20 protein-coding genes are annotated in these 15,937 nt (G+C 58.4%); 5 read left to right on the forward strand and 15 right to left on the reverse strand.

The features are described from left to right. The first annotated feature begins 10 nt into the window (after positions 1-10). A complete protein-coding gene (locus ACR0AM_RS10305; protein WP_480473829.1) occupies positions 11-487 on the forward strand; it encodes a class I SAM-dependent methyltransferase in 477 nt (158 codons plus the stop codon). Here ACR0AM_RS10305 and ACR0AM_RS10310 read toward each other — a convergent pair whose 3' ends face one another. Next, complete coding sequence (locus ACR0AM_RS10310) at positions 488-1,630, reverse strand: alpha-D-ribose 1-methylphosphonate 5-triphosphate diphosphatase (protein ID WP_480622829.1); 1,143 nt, start codon at positions 1,628-1,630, stop codon at positions 488-490. Between the two features lie 52 nt (positions 1,631-1,682). Between ACR0AM_RS10310 and ACR0AM_RS10315 the strand changes: the two genes are divergently transcribed. Then, positions 1,683-2,366 carry a DUF1045 domain-containing protein gene (locus tag ACR0AM_RS10315; RefSeq protein WP_480622830.1) on the forward strand — a complete coding sequence of 228 codons (684 nt, stop codon included), beginning with the start codon at positions 1,683-1,685 and terminating at the stop codon, positions 2,364-2,366. Here ACR0AM_RS10315 and phnN read toward each other — a convergent pair. The 8 genes from phnN to phnG are packed head-to-tail and all read right to left on the reverse strand — an operon-like array spanning position 2,348 to position 8,200. After that, positions 2,348-2,896 carry a phosphonate metabolism protein/1,5-bisphosphokinase (PRPP-forming) PhnN gene (phnN, locus tag ACR0AM_RS10320; protein ID WP_480622831.1) on the reverse strand — a complete coding sequence of 183 codons (549 nt, stop codon included), beginning with the start codon at positions 2,894-2,896 and terminating at the stop codon, positions 2,348-2,350. The genes ACR0AM_RS10315 and phnN overlap by 19 nt on opposite strands. Beyond that, positions 2,893-3,576, reverse strand: coding sequence for a phosphonate C-P lyase system protein PhnL (gene phnL, locus ACR0AM_RS10325; protein WP_480622832.1), 684 nt, complete (start codon positions 3,574-3,576; stop codon positions 2,893-2,895). Before phnL ends, phnN begins: the two co-directional genes overlap by 4 nt. Before the next feature lie 22 nt (positions 3,577-3,598). Further along, entirely contained in the window at positions 3,599-4,369 is a 771-nt protein-coding gene (phnK, locus tag ACR0AM_RS10330; RefSeq protein WP_480622833.1) for a phosphonate C-P lyase system protein PhnK, read from the reverse strand. Next, entirely contained in the window at positions 4,366-5,226 is an 861-nt protein-coding gene (locus ACR0AM_RS10335) for an alpha-D-ribose 1-methylphosphonate 5-phosphate C-P-lyase PhnJ (RefSeq protein ID WP_480622834.1), read from the reverse strand. Before ACR0AM_RS10335 ends, phnK begins: the two co-directional genes overlap by 4 nt. 3 nt (positions 5,227-5,229) lie before the next feature. Next, a complete protein-coding gene (locus tag ACR0AM_RS10340) occupies positions 5,230-6,075 on the reverse strand; it encodes an EamA family transporter (RefSeq protein ID WP_480518659.1) in 846 nt (281 codons plus the stop codon). Further along, entirely contained in the window at positions 6,072-7,163 is a 1,092-nt protein-coding gene (locus ACR0AM_RS10345) for a carbon-phosphorus lyase complex subunit (protein ID WP_480622835.1), read from the reverse strand. Before ACR0AM_RS10345 ends, ACR0AM_RS10340 begins: the two co-directional genes overlap by 4 nt. Positions 7,164-7,166: 3 nt before the next feature. Further along, positions 7,167-7,742: a phosphonate C-P lyase system protein PhnH gene (gene phnH, locus ACR0AM_RS10350; protein WP_480622836.1), complete on the reverse strand. Its 576-nt coding sequence runs from the start codon at positions 7,740-7,742 to the stop codon at positions 7,167-7,169. Beyond that, complete coding sequence (phnG, locus tag ACR0AM_RS10355; protein ID WP_480622837.1) at positions 7,742-8,200, reverse strand: phosphonate C-P lyase system protein PhnG; 459 nt, start codon at positions 8,198-8,200, stop codon at positions 7,742-7,744. The genes phnH and phnG overlap by 1 nt, the downstream gene beginning before the upstream one ends. A 103-nt stretch (positions 8,201-8,303) precedes the next feature. Between phnG and phnF the strand changes: the two genes are divergently transcribed. After that, complete coding sequence (phnF, locus tag ACR0AM_RS10360) at positions 8,304-9,014, forward strand: phosphonate metabolism transcriptional regulator PhnF (RefSeq protein ID WP_480622838.1); 711 nt, start codon at positions 8,304-8,306, stop codon at positions 9,012-9,014. A gap of 200 nt (positions 9,015-9,214) precedes the next feature. Here phnF and phnE (ACR0AM_RS10365) read toward each other — a convergent pair whose 3' ends face one another. From phnE (ACR0AM_RS10365) to phnC, 4 genes are all read right to left on the reverse strand, one after another. Further along, a complete protein-coding gene (gene phnE, locus ACR0AM_RS10365; protein ID WP_480622839.1) occupies positions 9,215-10,582 on the reverse strand; it encodes a phosphonate ABC transporter, permease protein PhnE in 1,368 nt (455 codons plus the stop codon). After that, entirely contained in the window at positions 10,579-11,460 is an 882-nt protein-coding gene (gene phnE, locus ACR0AM_RS10370; protein ID WP_480622840.1) for a phosphonate ABC transporter, permease protein PhnE, read from the reverse strand. The genes phnE (ACR0AM_RS10365) and phnE (ACR0AM_RS10370) overlap by 4 nt, the downstream gene beginning before the upstream one ends. 66 nt (positions 11,461-11,526) lie before the next feature. Then, a complete protein-coding gene (phnD, locus tag ACR0AM_RS10375; RefSeq protein ID WP_480538665.1) occupies positions 11,527-12,429 on the reverse strand; it encodes a phosphonate ABC transporter substrate-binding protein in 903 nt (300 codons plus the stop codon). A 67-nt stretch (positions 12,430-12,496) separates the two neighbouring features. Beyond that, positions 12,497-13,318: a phosphonate ABC transporter ATP-binding protein gene (gene phnC / locus ACR0AM_RS10380; protein ID WP_480622841.1), complete on the reverse strand. Its 822-nt coding sequence runs from the start codon at positions 13,316-13,318 to the stop codon at positions 12,497-12,499. 162 nt (positions 13,319-13,480) lie between these two features. Between phnC and rpe the strand changes: the two genes are divergently transcribed. Beyond that, positions 13,481-14,170 (forward strand): ribulose-phosphate 3-epimerase, encoded by a 690-nt coding sequence (gene rpe, locus ACR0AM_RS10385; RefSeq protein ID WP_480622842.1) that lies wholly within the window; start codon positions 13,481-13,483, stop codon positions 14,168-14,170. A 61-nt stretch (positions 14,171-14,231) separates the two neighbouring features. Here rpe and ACR0AM_RS10390 read toward each other — a convergent pair whose 3' ends face one another. Next, positions 14,232-14,432 carry a hypothetical protein gene (locus tag ACR0AM_RS10390; RefSeq protein ID WP_480622843.1) on the reverse strand — a complete coding sequence of 67 codons (201 nt, stop codon included), beginning with the start codon at positions 14,430-14,432 and terminating at the stop codon, positions 14,232-14,234. A 120-nt stretch (positions 14,433-14,552) separates the two neighbouring features. Between ACR0AM_RS10390 and ACR0AM_RS10395 the strand changes: the two genes are divergently transcribed. Continuing rightward, positions 14,553-15,737, forward strand: a complete 1,185-nt coding sequence (locus ACR0AM_RS10395; RefSeq protein WP_480622844.1) for an alpha/beta hydrolase — start codon at positions 14,553-14,555, stop codon at positions 15,735-15,737. Between the two features lie 114 nt (positions 15,738-15,851). Here the strand turns inward: ACR0AM_RS10395 and ACR0AM_RS10400 are convergent. Further along, positions 15,852-15,937: EF-Tu C-terminal domain-related protein (locus tag ACR0AM_RS10400; protein ID WP_226783293.1), on the reverse strand; the 86-nt coding region annotated here is incomplete at its 5' end.

A 15,937-nucleotide genomic window follows, 5' to 3' on the forward strand; every position in this document is an offset into this window, starting at 1 on the left:
GGACATCGTCATGAGCCGACTGGATTCCATGCTGCGCCGACTGACGGCCCAACGTGACGGGCTGAACTGGGCAGCTGAACAGATCAGTGGCCAGCCCGGCGATGTGCTGGATATGGGTTTGGGCAATGGTCGCACCTATGACCACCTGCGAGAAATTCTGCCGCACCGCCGGATCTGGGTGATGGATCGTGTGCTGCAATGCCATCCCGAAAGCACCCCACCGGCCGAAGATTTCCTGCAAGGCGAAGCTGAACCCATGCTGCGGAAACTGATGGCCGAAGGGCACAAGATCGCGTTGGCGCATTACGATTTCGGACGTGGCATCAAACACGAAGATGTGGCCGAGGCCGCACGCCTCAGCCCGTTGATCGCGCAAGTGATGCAGCCCGGTGGGTTGTTGATATCCGGACAGCCCCTTGTCGGCTTCAACCAGATCAAAGGGCCCGAGACGATCGCGCCGGACCGTTACCTGTTCTATACGGCCTGATCACGCCACACGGCGACCGCGCGCCCAAACTGAGTTGAGGGCTGGCACACCCGCGCGCATCCGGAAACGGATAACATCGGCGCGGGCATGGGCGCGCAACTCGCCACGATCCTCCAGCCTGGCGGCCTGCGCCGGGGCCAATGTGACGGTCTTCATTCCACGCGCCATATCGCCCCACATTTGACCCAGCATGACCGCAGACAATAACAAGGCCGACGGCACGTAATCCGAGGACATTACGTCCAGATGCCCAAGCTCGGCCAATTCGCGGGCCGCAACATTGCCGGAATGAGAACCACCGCGTACAACGTTTGGCGCACCCATCATAACCTTGATACCATGTTCATGACACGCCCGTGCGGCCTCCACCGTTGTGGGAAACTCAGCCAGCCGAATGCCGTGACCTGCCGAGACCTTCACCTGATCTTCGGTCGTATCGTCATGACTGGCAAGAACGGCCCCAAATCGGCGCGCGGCCTTGACGGTTTCGACCTCGTGCACATCGCCGTTGCGATCACGTAGGCTTTTCAGCTGAGCCACATGCTGAAAGAACGTATCATCGTCCATTGCATATTTGCCCTTCAGAAAGGATTCCAGCTTGCCCATGTTGCGAAACTGACGCTGGCCGGGGGTGTGATCCATGATGGACACAAGGCCGACCCTATCCTCGGGTCCAAACTCGTCCAGTTCTTCGATCAGTGTCTCGGAACACACCTCTGCCCGCAAATGCAGGAAATGGCTGATCTTAAGCGCATCCTGCTCGCGCAGTTCCCACAACTCCCGCGACAGGCCGCGGGCATATTTTCCGTACCGTCCGGCGCCGGACGGGATTGAACCAACCCGCATCGCATCGAACACACTTGTTATCCCCACGCTGGCCAGTTCCGCGTCATGGGCCAGAATGGCGGCGGCATGGGGCCAATGTACATTGGGGCGCGGCTGAATATGGCGTTCAAGATTATCCGTGTGCAACTCGACAAGACCGGGGCTGACATAGTCGCCTTCGCAGTCTATCGCACCTGCGGGAACTGCACTCCCGGTGTCAATTTCGATGATAGTGTCATCCACAATTCGAACACAGCCGGTGACAGTTTCATTCGGCAACACAAGCGTGGCATTGGCAAGGATCAAGTCTTCTGTCATCTGAACTTCACACAATCTGAGGTATTGGAAGGCCACTTAATAGGAGGCCAATGTGACATTCACGCGATACGCGATCTATTTTGCGCCGCCCGCCGGGGCGGCCTGGACGGATTTTGCGACCAGCTGGCTGGGCTGGGACATGGAAAAGGGAATGCAGGTCGCGCATCCGATCATAGGTGGCATCGACATTGCCTCCGTCACAGATGTGCCACGCAAATACGGGCTGCACGCGACATTGAAACCGCCGTTCCGGTTGCGCGATGGCCTGACCTTTGACGCATTGCACCAGGCGTGCATTGCGCTGGCTGCAACTCGGCAGCCTGTCACACTTGACGGTCTGGAAATTGTCCACCTTGGACGGTTCCTGGCCCTGTGCCCGCTGGGTGAAACGCAGGCGCTGAATGCGCTGGCCGCGGCCTGTGTTCGCAACCTCGACCGGTTTCGCGCACCTGCCACTCAGGCTGAACTGACGCGCCGCCGCGCCGCCGGGCTGACCCCCGAGCAGGACGACAATCTGACCAAATGGGGTTATCCCTACGTGCTGGACGCGTTTCGATTTCACATCACGCTGAGCGGCAAACTGGACAAGCCAACCCTCAGGGCAACGCAAGAAGCACTGCAAACCCATCTGAGCCCTTTGCTGCCACAGCCCTTCCAGATCACTGATCTTGCCCTGATGGGCGAGACGGAAGATGGGTGGTTTCACCTGATCCATCGCTACGCGCTTTCCGGTTGAAGGCGGCGCAGGATTTCGGCGACCGTGTCTTCCAGCGCGCCGGAATTGTCGACTTCGATGACCCGGTTCAGACCATCCGGCAACTCCGCGTTGGCGCGACACAACCGCCGCGCCTGCTCGTCTGCGCTTTCCCGTCCCCGCGCGGACAGGCGCCGCGCCAAAACTCCGGCATTTGCCGTCAGAGAGATCACGATCAGGTCTCCAAACACCTTCTGCGCCTGTAAAAGAACCCGGCGAGAAAGATTGACCAGAACCGCATTCGCCCCCTGACGCTGTCGCAAAATCTCAGCAGGGATACCGTAGAACAGTCCGTGTGCAGGCCAGCTCAGCGCGAAAGCGCCTGCCTGTTTCATCTGCTGGAATTCTGCGACCGAAACCCGGTCGAAATCCTCTCCTTCTTCGCCGGCGGGGCGGGTGATCACCCTTCGCACACGCCGGGCGCCGCGCACCTGTGCCTCCAACGCTTTCATAACACTGTCCTTGCCGACGCCCGAGGGGCCAACAATCGCTATGACAGGGGCAACTGTCATGCCACCAGTCCTGGCGTGAAGTCGGCGACATTGACTTCGCGGTCACAGACACGCTCACGTGCATCGAGGTCGTGGAATATCCCGACAATCGCCGCGCCACGCCCTTTTGCCTCTTCAATCAGCGACAACACGGTTTCGCGGTTCTGCGCATCCAGGCTTGCCGTCGGTTCGTCCAGCAACATCGCCGGGTAGTCATGGGCAAAGCCACGTGCAATGTTCACCCGCTGCTGTTCCCCGCCTGAAAAGGTTGTGGGGCTCAGGGTCCACAAGCGCTCAGGAATGTTCAGCCGCTTCAACAACCCGGCGGATTTCTCCAGCGCTTCTGTTCTGTCGCAACCGACGGCCAGCAAAGGCTCTGCAACAACGTCCAGCGTCGGCACCCGCGGCACGACCCGCAGGAATTGACTGACATAGCCCAGCGTTTCCCGGCGGAGAGTCAAGATCTGGCGCGGCTCGGCTTTTGCCACGTCCAGACCTCCAACCAGCACCTGACCAGAGGCCGCCAGGTAATTGCCATAAATCACGCGCATCAGCGTGGACTTGCCCGCACCAGACGCCCCGGTCAAAGCAACGCACTCACCCGGTTCAACCTTCAGCGACGCGCCTTCCATCACCGGGATAACGGCACCGCCCTGATTGTGCAGGGTAAAGCTTTTGCTCACATTGATCAGTTCAATCATTGCTTCACCTTTTCCCAAATACTCAAACCTGCAGAACGCTGGACACAAGCAGTTGCGTATAGGCGTGTTGAGGATCATCCAGCACCTGATCGGTCAGCCCGGCCTCAACCACATGACACTCCTTCATCACCATCAGCCGATCGGCCAGCAGGCGCACTACGGCAAGGTCATGGGTCACGATGATCGCGCTCAGCCCCATTTCACGCACCAAGCCGCGCAAGAGGTCCAGCAACCGCGCCTGAACCGAGACATCCAGCCCTCCGGTCGGTTCGTCCATGAACACCAGCCTCGGACCGGTCACCAGATTACGGGCGATCTGCAAACGTTGCTGCATTCCGCCCGAAAACGCGGTGGGCCGGTCATCAACGCGCTCGGCCTCGATCTCGACCCGGCCCAGCCAGTCAATAGCCTTGTCTCGGATGTCACCATAGTGGCGCTCGCCCACGGCCATCAGCCGTTCACCAATATTGCCTCCGGCACTAACTGACATCCGCAGCCCGTCACGTGCATGCTGATGCACAAAGGCCCAATCGGTACGGCTCAGCATCCGGCGTTCGGGCTCCGACATGGTCACCGTATCCACCGGCCCATTCGCGCGCGTGTCAAAGATCACCTGCCCTGCATCAGGAACCAGATGACCGGCCAGACAATTCAGCAGGGTCGACTTGCCCGAGCCACTTTCACCCACGATCCCCATCACCTCTCCGGGATAGAGATCAAAAGTCACATCCGTGCATCCGATCCGCGCACCATAGAGCTTTTCGATGCCCTTGGCCTGCAACAGGGCGGTCATGCCGCGTTCTCCTCGGCCAGTCGGCCCATATGGCCCGCTTCGCGGCGCGACCGGCAATAATCGGTGTCCGAACAGACAAACATTCGGTTGCCCGCATCATCCATGATGACTTCATCCAGATAGCTATCCTCGGCCCCGCACAGGTCACAGGGATGATCGGCCTTGGTGGCCTCGAACGGGTAATCCTCGAAGTCCAGGCTCACGACCCTGGTATGTGGCGGCACTGCGTAGATGCGCTGCTCGCGCCCGGCACCGAACAGCTGGATTGCATCCATTTCAAGCTTCGGGTTGTCGAATTTCGGGATCGGGGACGGGTCCATCACATAGCGGCCAGACACTTTCACCGGATAGGCGTAAGCGGTCGAGATCGCCCCGTGCTGGCTGATATCCTCATATAGCTTCACATGCATCAGCCCATATTCTTCTAGGCTGTGCATCTTGCGTGTCTCGGTCTCGCGCGGTTCGAGGAAGCGCAGAGGTTCCGGGATCGGCACTTGATAAACGATGATCTGATCTTCGCGCAACTTTGCCTCGGGGATGCGGTGGCGGGTCTGGATCACCGTCGCCTTCTCGGTTTCCTCGGTCGTCTCCACACCTGCGGTCTTTTCAAAGAACTTGCGGATCGACACCGCGTTGGTCGTGTCATCCGCACCCTGATCGATGACCTTGAGCGTATCCTCAGGCGTCAGCGCCACGGCCGAGACCTGCACCCCTCCGGTGCCCCAGCCATAAGGCATCGGCATTTCACGGCTGGCAAAGGGCACCTGATACCCCGGAATAGCGAGGCCCTTCAGGATGGCCCTGCGGATCATCCGTTTGGTTTGTTCGTCTAGATAGGCGAAGTTGTAGTCAGACATGGGTCAACTCCGGCTCATGCGCAGAAGGATCGCACCCGCAAGGGTCAGCGCGGTTGAGGCGACCTTTTTCAGGTCGAGCCTTTCGTTTAGGAAGGTCACGCCGATGATCAGTGCAAAGATGATCGAACACTCGCGCAAGGCAGTGACCAACGCGATGGGCGCTTGGGTGAAAGCCCAGACAACCAGAACATAGGCGGTGAATGAGGCCGCGCCGCCAAGGACCGCCAGCCGCCAAAGGCTGGCTGCCCGCCGCAACAACCCCTGTCGCGCAACCCGCGCCACCAGGGCAAAGCCCAGCGCATTCGCCGCCGTCAGCGTGCCGAAGAAGCCCAGTGCTGTTCCCGCAATGCGCGCGCCTTGCCCGTCGACGATGGAATAGGCGGCGATGAACAACCCAGTGATCAGCGCCAGCCCTGCAGCAGCCATGTTGAAATTGCCATCCGCGCGCCGCACCAGCGCGATCGAGGCGATCCCGACCGAGATCATTGCCATCGCCAATAGCTCGGCCTGGCTGAACGTAACCCCAAAGAACAGCGCCGTACCAAGCGCAACCAAGAGCGGCGAGGCACCGCGTGCGATCGGGTAGACCTGGGTCAGGTCGCCGATCTTGTAGGCCTGAATCAGAAACAGCTGATAGCCCAGATGCAGCCCGATGCCTGCCAGCAGGTAGGGCCAGCACGTCCAATCGAGCGGCTGGGCAAACGGCAGAAGAAGGAGGCCGGACAACCCCTGCCCCATCACCACAGCCGTCATCGCGGCGCTTTTGTCCGACCCACCCTTGACCAACGCGTTCCACGTGGCGTGCAGCAGCGCTGCCAGCATTACCACCAGAAAGACAAACCCGCTCATTCCGCAGCCTCCTTTGACGTGATCCGCGCGTCAGCCTCGCGGCGCAGTTTGCGGACCAGTTCAAGCTCGGACTGGAAATCCACGTAATGCGGCAGCTTGATGTGTTCGAGAAAACCGGTCGCCTGAATGTTGTCCGCGTGGCTCAGAACAAATTCTTCATCCTGCGCAGGCGCGCCCAGATAGTCTTCGCCCAGTTCCTTCCACCGCAGCGCGCGATCAACCAAAGCCATCGCGATGGCCTTTCGTTCGGATTGACCAAAGACCAGACCATAACCGCGCGTGAACTGAGGCGGCTCGGTTTTTGAACCCTTGAACTGGTTCACCGTCTCACACTCGGTCAGTTCGACCTCGCCGATATCGATGGCAAACCCCAACTCGGGGATGTCCATTTCAACCGCAACCTTGCCGATCCGCAATTCACCCACAAACGCGTGGTTGCGCGCGTAACCGCGTTGGGTGGAATAGGCCATGCCCAGCACGAAACCCTCATCTCCGCGTGTCAGCGATTGCAGGCGCAACGGGCGACTGGCAGGGAATTCCATCGGTTCGCGCGTCAGGTCGCCGGGGGGTTCATCACTTGCCGGTTCGTCCTGAATGAGGTCCTCGTCCTTCAGGAATTCGGTGATATGCGGCGTCGGTTCCTGCCGTGCAGGACCTTCCGGAGCATTCGGGACATCACCATTCGCGGCCAGTTTGAAATCCAGCAAACGGTGCGTATAGTCGAAAGTCGGCCCCAGAACCTGCCCTCCGGGCGCATCCTTGAACGTGGCCGAAATCCGGCGGTCGCAGGCCATCTCACCCGTTTCGACCGGATTGGAGTAGCCAAAACGCGGCAGCGTCGTGCGGTAGGCGCGGATCAGAAAGATCGCCTCGATCAGATCGCCCCGCGCCTGCTTGATCGCCAGCGCAACCAGGTCGGGGTCATATAGCGAACCTTCCGCCATGACCCGGTTCACTGCAAGGCTCAGCTGTTCCCGGATCTGCGCAAGGCTCAGTTCAGCCACATCGGTCGCACCCCGGCGCTCTTCGGCCAGCCAGGCATGGGCGTTCTCGATGGCTTTTTCGCCCCCTTTGACAGCAACATACATCGCTTAGGTCTCCGACGTGATCTGCGTGCTGCGGGGCAGGGCCGCAACCCTGTTGCCACAGGTAAAAAAGAAATCGCACCCCAGAGGATAGAGCATCGCATTCCCCTGAAGCGCCGGAACATCCGGCAGCGACAAGCACGCGGTCTTTTTGATGCCGGGGCCGCTCAGAACGGCACCGCACTGCTCTAGCCGGTCGCATTCCACAATCAGGGTTGCAGAACGATCCGGGTATTCCGGCGTTCCGATGCGATAGGCGTTAAGCGGTCCCAATGCGTTCCATGTGCCAACGGCAAAATCAGCCTTTGCTGCGGATACGAGCGGTGCGCCCGAGTGGAAAGTCAGCCAATTGCGGATTGCTTCGGTATCGGTGCCTCCGGCCAGATGAACCCTGGTCTCGGGGTCGCACAACGTCAGCAGCAGTGTACCAGCCGCCACGGACAGGGGCGCTGGGGGTTCGCCGCCCGACAGGACACGTATGTAGCCCGGGCGCGCCATAACGGTCATCGCAGCGCGGAACGCATGTGCGGCATCGACAGGTGCGTTTTCAAAGCCCCCGGAAAACTGTGTTTGCGCGGCCATCAATCTTCCCCCCGAACCAGCGTGAAAAACTCAACCTTGGTGGCCGCTGCCTTGGCCGCGCGTGTGCTTTTGACCGCCTGCATTTGTTGCTGAAGCGGGTCGAGCAGCCGCGCCTGTACCTCATCTGCCGCCGCGGTCTGCATCATCGCATCAATCATCGCTGCGGCTTCGGCCTTGGGTTTCGACCTGCCCTGAACATAACCGTGACCAACCGTTCCATCCTGCAACACCACAGAACAGCGCGTGACCGTCATTTCGCCCATATTGAACGGCGCTCCGGTACCACCGGTGCGACCGCGCACCATCACGCTCCCGACCTCGGGACGGCGCAGCCAGTCAAAGCTCGGGCGGGTCTCAATCCCATCCCACAAGGTCATCAGGGTGTCGTCAGGTGCACGGGCCAGCAAACTCATCCAATCCCTGCGCGCCCCGGTCGCGATTTCTGTCTGATCTGTCATCAAAGCCTCTTGGCCGGGTTGTCTATTTGAACTATACAACTAGACAAATATTAGCCTGCGTGCGCGCAACACGCAATCTCCAACTGTGTGAAGATTTGATGACATGAGCAAAACGCCGATCTGGAAAAGCATCGCCTTGCGCCTGACCTCGGACATTGCCGAAGGGCGGTATCAAACCAGTGACCGCCTGCCGACCGAAGCGCAGCTGGCCGCCAAATACGGTGTCAATCGCCACACAGTGCGGCGCGCATTGGCCGACATGTCGGAACAAGGTCTGGTTCATGCCCGGCGCGGTGCGGGCGTTTTTGTGGCCGCGCGGCCAACCGACTATCCGATTGGCAAAAGGGTTCGATATCACAAGAACGTCTCGGCCAGCGGCAAGATACCGGGAAAGAAAATTCTGGCCCTGACGACACGCGCGGCAGATGAAGCCGAGGCCGAAGCACTGGGTCTGAGCAAAGGCGACCCGGTGCATGTCTATGACGGGTTATCGCTGGCGGATGGGCAGCCCATAGCCGTTTTTCAAAGCGTCTTCCCGGCAGAACGCTTTCCAAACCTGTTACAGGCGCTGACCGAGACCCAGTCAGTAACAAAAGCCCTGCAACGCAGCGGTATCGCGGACTACACCCGCATCTCGACCCGATTGACCGCGCGCGGCGCGACAGCAACGCAAGCCCTTCACCTGCAACTGTCCGAAGGTGCCCCCGTGTTGTTTTCGATCGGTGTCAACGTGGACCCGGACGGCGCACCCGTCGAATATGGTCGAACCGTCTTTGCTGGTGAGCGTGTCACGCTGACGCTAAACGAAGAGTAAACCACAACCTCTCCCGCCTGACGTCGACCTCCTGCCGGGGGTCTCATCCCGTTGGGCGTGGCGCGAAATCCGGATAAACTGCCTTTGGGCCAGCGTTGTCCCGGCAATCGGATGAACGGTCGTGCAAAAGCTCTGTGACGCTTTTTCAAACGGTTGCGCCGCACTGAACCGTGCCGTTTTCTTGCCACTCCTAACCCGGTTCAGGGCAACAGGAACGGTTTGGGGTCGGGCGTGCGCAGTCTGCGCTTTTTACCCGACTCGCCCTGGATCAGACGACTGCGCAGCCAGCCCGAAAACCAATCCATCAACATCACCATCAGAATGATCAGGATGATGTAGTAGGCGACCTCTTCCCAGTCTTTCTGCGTGATGATTGCCTGCGTCAGCAGCAAGCCAATACCGCCCCCCGTGATTGCACCGATCACCGTCGCACTGCGGGTGTTGGATTCGAGAAAGTACAAAAGCTGGCTCAGCAAAACAGGCGTGACCTGAGGGATAACGCCGAACCGATACCGTTGCGGGGCGTTCGCACCCGTGGACTGCACACCTTCGATCTGCTTCTGATCCACGTTTTCCAACGCTTCCGAGAATATCTTGCCGAATGTCCCGGTGTCTGTCACCAGAATGGCAAGCGCACCGGTCAACGGGCCGGGGCCAAAGGCGCGGGCCAGAACCACAGTCCAGATCAACGCGTCTACGCCGCGCACAAAATCGAATACACGTCGTGTCGCAAAGCGGATGGATGTCATCCGGTTGAAATTGCGCGTCGCAAGGAAGGCCAATGGCAGGGCCACAATCGCCGCGCCAAACGTGCCCAGAAATGCCATCAGCATCGTCTCGAAGATGGCCCAGGCCACATCCTGATGGCGCCACATCTTGTTGGTCCAGAAATCACTAAAGATCGCACTCGCCTCGCCCGATGTCGCGCGTCCGGCCAGTTCCGGGAAGGACTTGCCGAAATAAGGACTGTCCAGCGTGAACCAGAACAATTCCCACCCCGTGAAATAGCGGAACACCTCGGACCGGTTGCGGGTGACAGTCAAACGACCTGCGTCCGTGGTCACAGACAGCCGGTTTTTAGAGACATTGATCCACTCCGGAACCTCGCCCTCCGGCAACTCGGCCTGTACACCGGCCGAACGCGTGGGCGTCGCGCGAATGGTGCCATAGCCGGGAATGTCATATTCCACCGTCTGCGCACCGAAACGCACCACATGGCCCTTTTCAAGGTCGATCACGGTCGTCTCGCCCAGTGCCACCCACTCCGGCGCCTGACCCTCAGGGTAAGCGCCCTTGCGCTCACCCTCGATGGCGACAGACACTTCACCGGTGCGATTATCCCGCGCGACATGCGTTTTGTAGCTATAGCTGTCTGCCACCAGCGTCTTGCCATTTGCCCAGTTTGCGCGCCCCACAAGGCCCGACACGTCAAAAGCAAAGAAGACATAGACCAGATAGACGAAAACCAGAGCAGGCAACCCGAAATTCATCAACCTTTTGCGGTTGAACAAGCGATCTGCGTCGGCTTTGAGGTCATCAACAGTCAAATTGGTTGCAAAAGTGCTCATGCCAAAGCTCCTTTTTCCGAGCCGTGGGTCAGACGGTCGCGCAGGTAGCCAGACAGCTGGTCGACGACCACGATTGTAACGAACAGAAGAATGAAGATGGCCGCGGCTTCGTCATAACGCCCCTGCCCCCAGGACATGGCATTGCGCAGCTCGTAACCCAGACCGCCCGCCCCGACAAATCCAAGAATGGCCGAGGCACGGATATTGATTTCGAACCGCAGCAACGCGTAGCTGACATAGTTCGGCCCGACCTGCGGGATCACCCCCAGATACATCCGCTGTGACCAGTTGGCACCGACGGAATGCAGCCCTTCCACCGGTTTCAGCGAGGCATTCTCGTTCACTTCGGAAAACAGTTTGCCCAATGCGCCAGCTGTGTGAATCGCAATAGCGATCATCGCGGGAACCGGGCCACCGCCCAGAATGAAGATCAGAACCAACGCAATCACGATCTCGGGAATGGCGCGGCAGATGTCTGATATTCGGCGAAACAGCGGGATAAATGACGGCCACAGCGCCATGCCGCGTGTCGACATCAGGGCGAAAAACGTCCCGACAATTGTGCCAACAAGCGTCGCCGCCGCCGCGATGTTGATTGTCTCGACCAGAGCCGGGAAGAACGAGACCAAATTGGCTGGCATTTCAGCAATCTTTTCCCACGCCTCGGACAGAACCTCTGTGGGGTAATCAAGAATACGGTGCCAGCCATCGACAAAGCTGCCGGCATTCCGGTTGTCAGCTGTGCGAAACCCTGCTGCCATCAACGACAGGAACAGGATCAGGAGGATGCCGCCATAGACCCGCTTGCGTCGTGTCATCGCTGTATAGTCGTTGCGGATCTGATCGACGGATAAGGACCCTGCGGTAAGGTCTGTCATGGAATGCTCCTGAAGGGAAAACGGGGTCCGGTACATCACCAGACCCCGATCATTGGATATGCAGTTTTAGTTGGACTTCAGCTTGCGCGCTTCGATGATGACCTCGTAGGCCTCATGCGTGATAGGATCAAAGCTCTTGGCTTCACCCGCAGCCACACCATAGAAACATTCGCGGTCTTTTTCATCCAGCGTGTTCCACAATTCGGTAACCTGAACTTTGACATCCTCGGGCAGAGCCTTGCGCAGTACAACCGGGCCTTCCGGGATCGGTGCCGATTTCCAGATCTCGACCAGATCGTTCATGTCGACCAGACCAGCATCCACAGCGCGGCGCAGCGCGCCCGACTGATAGCCGTCTTCCCACTCGCCGAGACCATCAGCCCAGGTCACACCGCCATCAACGTCACCGTTGTTCACCGCAACGATGGTCTGCTCGTGACCGCCCGTGAATTTCACCTCAGCAAAATAGTCACCCGATTCCATGGTTGCTCCGGTGGCCTGGGGAATCTCGATCGACGGGATCAGATAACCCGAGGTCGAATTCGGGTCGCCAAAACCAAAAACCTTGCCCTTCATGTCCTCGAGCGAGGTGATGCCGCTGTCCTTGCGTGCAAATCCAACCGAGTAATAGCCGTAGCCGCCATCGGTGTTCACCTTGACCAGTACCGGCTCAACCGCTTCGGGGTCGCTCAGATAGGTTTTGGCATAGCCCGACGCACCCAGCCAGGCGACATCAATCGTGCCGCCCAGCAGCCCCTGAATCACTCCGTTATAGTCGGCAGGGGCAAAAAGTTTGGTCGGAACACCCAGCAGTTCCTCGGTGTATTCGCGCAGACACTCGTTTTTGCTCATCCGGTCCTGAGCGTTCTCTCCACCCAGAATGCCGATACGAAACTCGCTGATTTCTTCAGCCATGACCGGTGCGGCCAGTGTTGTGGTTGCGACCAAGGCAGCAATCAGTTTTTTCATCTGTCTCTCTCCAGTTTGATAACCCCGGCCTCTCATCGGGCCGGGCGATGAAAGGGGTTGGGACGGCTCAGATGGTTGCTTCTGCTTCCATCAGCGCCTTTCGCGTGGCGTCGAGCGTTTCGATTTCCGTTGATGTCGCCTCTTCCGAGAAGCTGGCATCGGCACCATAGATCTCGCGGGCAACGCCCGTGGTCAGTTGCTCGGGCAGCCCATCGAACACGATGCGCCCGTCGCGCATCCCAACCACGCGGTCGCAATAGCGACGTGCTGTGTCCAGCGTGTGCAGGTTGGCGATGACGGTACGGCCATCTTCTTCGTGGATGCGGCGCAGCGCCTGCATCACCACCTGTGCATTCATCGGGTCCAGCGAGGCAATTGGTTCATCCGCCAGAATAATCCTCGGGTCCTGCATCAGCGCCCGCGCAATCGCCACGCGCTGTTGCTGGCCGCCCGACAAGGCCTCGGCCCGTTTCGGAGCGTGTTCCGCAATTCCCAACCGGTCCAGAATGTCGATGGCACGGTGAATTTCATCCATCGGGAACAGGTTGAACATAGCGGCCAGCGTCGAATGACGGTTGAGCGTGCCTTGCAGCACGTTCGAAACCACATCCATGCGCGGCACCAGGTTGAACTGTTGGAAGATCATCGCGCAATCAGCCTGCCAGGCGCGTTTCTCACGGCCTTTCAGTTGGGTGATGTCCCGACCCTCAAACAGGATTTCGCCTTCGCTGGCATCCGTCAGGCGGTTAATCATCTGCAGCAGGGTGGACTTACCCGCGCCCGACCGTCCGATGATCCCGATCATGCATGGCCTGTCCACATCCAGCGTCGCGGCATTCACGGCAACATTGTCACCAAAGCGTTTGGTCAGTTTCTTGATACGCAGCACGTGCCACCCCCAATTCGTGTTGGCGGACTGCTACAGATGCCGTTCAAAGGATATGTGTCAGCGTAGTGAAAGTTTTGTAACGCCCCGGCGCGCGGGGGGGTATCCATCGCCCCGCCTCACGGGTATACGCATCCGCGACTCTTCAGCTGACACGAGGCCAATATGAGCTTTGACCGCACCATCAAGATCGCGCCGTCCATTCTGTCCGCCGACTTTGCCAATTTCGGGCAGGAAATTCAGGCCATCGAAGCGCAGGGCGCGGATTGGGTCCATGTTGACGTAATGGACGGCCATTTCGTCCCGAACCTGACCTTTGGCCCGCCAGCCGTCAAAGCCTTCCGCCCGCATGTAAAGACGGTCATGGACGTGCACCTGATGATCACGCCGGTCGATCCATACATTCAGGCCTACGCTGATGCAGGCGCTGACATTCTGACCGCGCATGTCGAGGCGGGGGCCCACACCCACCGCACGCTGCAAGCAATCCGCGCCGCAGGCATGAAGGCAGGCGTCGCCTTGAACCCGGGCACCCCGGCTGAGGCGGTCGAACATCTGCTGGACCTCACCGATCTGGTCTGCGTCATGACCGTGAACCCCGGCTTTGGTGGCCAGAAGTTCATCGACATGACCAGCAAGATCCGCAAGCTGCACCAGATGATCGGTGACCGCCCGGTGCATATCGAGATCGACGGCGGTGTTGATCCCCAGACAGCACCCCTTGTTGCCGCAGTGGGGGCTGATGTGCTGGTCGCAGGGTCGGCTGTCTTCAAGGGCGGTTCGGTGGATCAACCCGAGGTATACGGTCAGAACATCCGGGCCGTTCGGGCAGCGGCGGAAACCTCTCTGGGCTAAAACTGGCGTCCGTTTATTAGCACGCTGGAATTCACTTATTTTAAAGCTCAGCCGGTTTCGACTAACGCAGAAACGGGCTGAGCTTTTTCAACCGCGCTTGCGGCAATGCCAAACGCTGAGCCAAATCAACATCCCCATCCAAAAGCGCGCGGCAAATCTCTCCCTCCAACTCATCTGCGATACGTAGCAACAAAAGGGCAGCTTCAGTGGCAGTTTCGGATTGGCCGATAGCAGTTTTCGGGTGCAAATTATTTGTCGACATCTGTGGCATTATCTTCAGTCCCGGTTAGCCTCGCGATTGAGCTTACCCGTTCACGAACAACGGCACCGTTGACTTATCGTTGTTATATCGTTGAATTTTAACACAACGATGGAGGCCTGCATGAGGCAATGGGAATTAAATCCAGACGATGGCACACTTTCATCGGACCAGGGTAATTCCTCAGTGTCACCCAAAGCATCCGAAGTTCTGGCCTTTATGATTTCTCAGACAGGCGTCGTTCTGTCCAAGGAAGAAATTCTAGCGGCGGTCTGGCAGGATTTGAACGTGAACCCGGATCTGGTACGGGAATACATCTTTGAAATCCGAAAAGCGCTCGGCGATAGCGCCAAAAATCCGCTCTATCTAGAGACCGTGGGGAGACGTGGCTTCCGCCTATTGGGCGCGATATCCATAAAACCGGATGAAGAGCCAAGCTCAGGCAACGGAGTTCCAAATGGTCAACCGTCCTCTTTGCCGCCAGTAAAGTTCTGTCGTTCCTATGACGGAACATCCATAGCTCATACCGTTTCTGGTGAAGGTTATCCTTTGCTGATCTCAGGAAGCTGGATGACACATCTAGAGCAAGACTGGCAAAGCCCAGCTTTTGGCGACTATATTCGACACCTTTCACAACATTTCTCTGTCATCCGTTATGATCAGCGCGGAAATGGGATGTCTCAATGGAAAGATGTCGACATCAGCTTTGACCGCATGGTCGATGACATGGAAGTTGTCGTCGACGCCTACGGCTTTAAAAACGTGGCAGTTTTGGGATTGTCACAGGGTGCGTCCGTTTCGGTGGCATATGCTCTTCGACATCCCGAACGCATTTCCCACCTTATCCTCAGCGGGGGGTATCCGCGGGGACGCAGACAACGTGGAAATGAAGTTGAATTTGAAGAAAGCGAAGCCCTCGTAAAACTGATCCGTACCAGTTGGGGTAACGATAACCCGGCAATCCGCCAAATTTTGACAACGATGTTCATGCCGGATGCCACCAAAGAAGAAACACAATGGTTCAACGAATTTCAGAAGCTTTGCGGGCCAGCTGAAAATATTGCCCAATTTCGCGCGATGTTTGACGATATTAACGTAATCGATATATTGCCGGATGTCACAGTACCGACTTTGGTGCTCCACAGTGATATGGACGCTGTGGCACCACTTTCTGAGGGGAAGCTGCTGGCCTCAGAAATCCCAAACGCGTCATTTGTCCAACTAAGCAGTCCGAACCATTTACTTTTTGAGACCGAACCGGACTTTTCCAGAATGATGAAAAATATAAACGATTTTATCCGAACCTGAGAAAACCCTACGATCTATTGCATTCATCACACTCTTAGGGACAACAAGCGCATAGCGACAGAAAAAGGGCGCCCCGAAGGGCGCCCTTTCCGTCTAAACATTCGCTTGAGCGAATTATTCAGTAATCTTCGACACGACGCCGGCGCCGACGGTGCGGCCGCCTTCGCGGATGGCGAAGCGCAGGCCCTGCTCCATCGCGA

This window comes from Ruegeria sp. AD9, assembly GCF_056542305.1.

What these genes read in the sequence shown, in the direction of transcription:
- ACR0AM_RS10335 (WP_480622834.1), bottom strand. Translation starts at nt 5,226, where the DNA reads ATGTCTGACTACAACTTCGCCTATCTAGACGAACAAACCAAACGGATG.
- rpe (WP_480622842.1), top strand. Translation starts at nt 13,481, where the DNA reads ATGAGCTTTGACCGCACCATCAAGATCGCGCCGTCCATTCTGTCCGCC.
- ACR0AM_RS10305 (WP_480473829.1), top strand. Translation starts at nt 11, where the DNA reads ATGAGCCGACTGGATTCCATGCTGCGCCGACTGACGGCCCAACGTGAC.
- ACR0AM_RS10345 (WP_480622835.1), bottom strand. Translation starts at nt 7,163, where the DNA reads ATGTATGTTGCTGTCAAAGGGGGCGAAAAAGCCATCGAGAACGCCCAT.
- ACR0AM_RS10340 (WP_480518659.1), bottom strand. Translation starts at nt 6,075, where the DNA reads ATGAGCGGGTTTGTCTTTCTGGTGGTAATGCTGGCAGCGCTGCTGCAC.
- phnK (WP_480622833.1), bottom strand. Translation starts at nt 4,369, where the DNA reads ATGACCGCCCTGTTGCAGGCCAAGGGCATCGAAAAGCTCTATGGTGCG.
- phnH (WP_480622836.1), bottom strand. Translation starts at nt 7,742, where the DNA reads ATGGCCGCGCAAACACAGTTTTCCGGGGGCTTTGAAAACGCACCTGTC.
- phnL (WP_480622832.1), bottom strand. Translation starts at nt 3,576, where the DNA reads ATGATTGAACTGATCAATGTGAGCAAAAGCTTTACCCTGCACAATCAG.
- ACR0AM_RS10395 (WP_480622844.1), top strand. Translation starts at nt 14,553, where the DNA reads ATGAGGCAATGGGAATTAAATCCAGACGATGGCACACTTTCATCGGAC.
- phnN (WP_480622831.1), bottom strand. Translation starts at nt 2,896, where the DNA reads ATGACAGTTGCCCCTGTCATAGCGATTGTTGGCCCCTCGGGCGTCGGC.
- phnE (WP_480622839.1), bottom strand. Translation starts at nt 10,582, where the DNA reads ATGAGCACTTTTGCAACCAATTTGACTGTTGATGACCTCAAAGCCGAC.
- phnD (WP_480538665.1), bottom strand. Translation starts at nt 12,429, where the DNA reads ATGAAAAAACTGATTGCTGCCTTGGTCGCAACCACAACACTGGCCGCA.
- phnE (WP_480622840.1), bottom strand. Translation starts at nt 11,460, where the DNA reads ATGACAGACCTTACCGCAGGGTCCTTATCCGTCGATCAGATCCGCAAC.
- phnG (WP_480622837.1), bottom strand. Translation starts at nt 8,200, where the DNA reads ATGACAGATCAGACAGAAATCGCGACCGGGGCGCGCAGGGATTGGATG.
- ACR0AM_RS10390 (WP_480622843.1), bottom strand. Translation starts at nt 14,432, where the DNA reads ATGTCGACAAATAATTTGCACCCGAAAACTGCTATCGGCCAATCCGAA.
- phnF (WP_480622838.1), top strand. Translation starts at nt 8,304, where the DNA reads ATGAGCAAAACGCCGATCTGGAAAAGCATCGCCTTGCGCCTGACCTCG.
- ACR0AM_RS10310 (WP_480622829.1), bottom strand. Translation starts at nt 1,630, where the DNA reads ATGACAGAAGACTTGATCCTTGCCAATGCCACGCTTGTGTTGCCGAAT.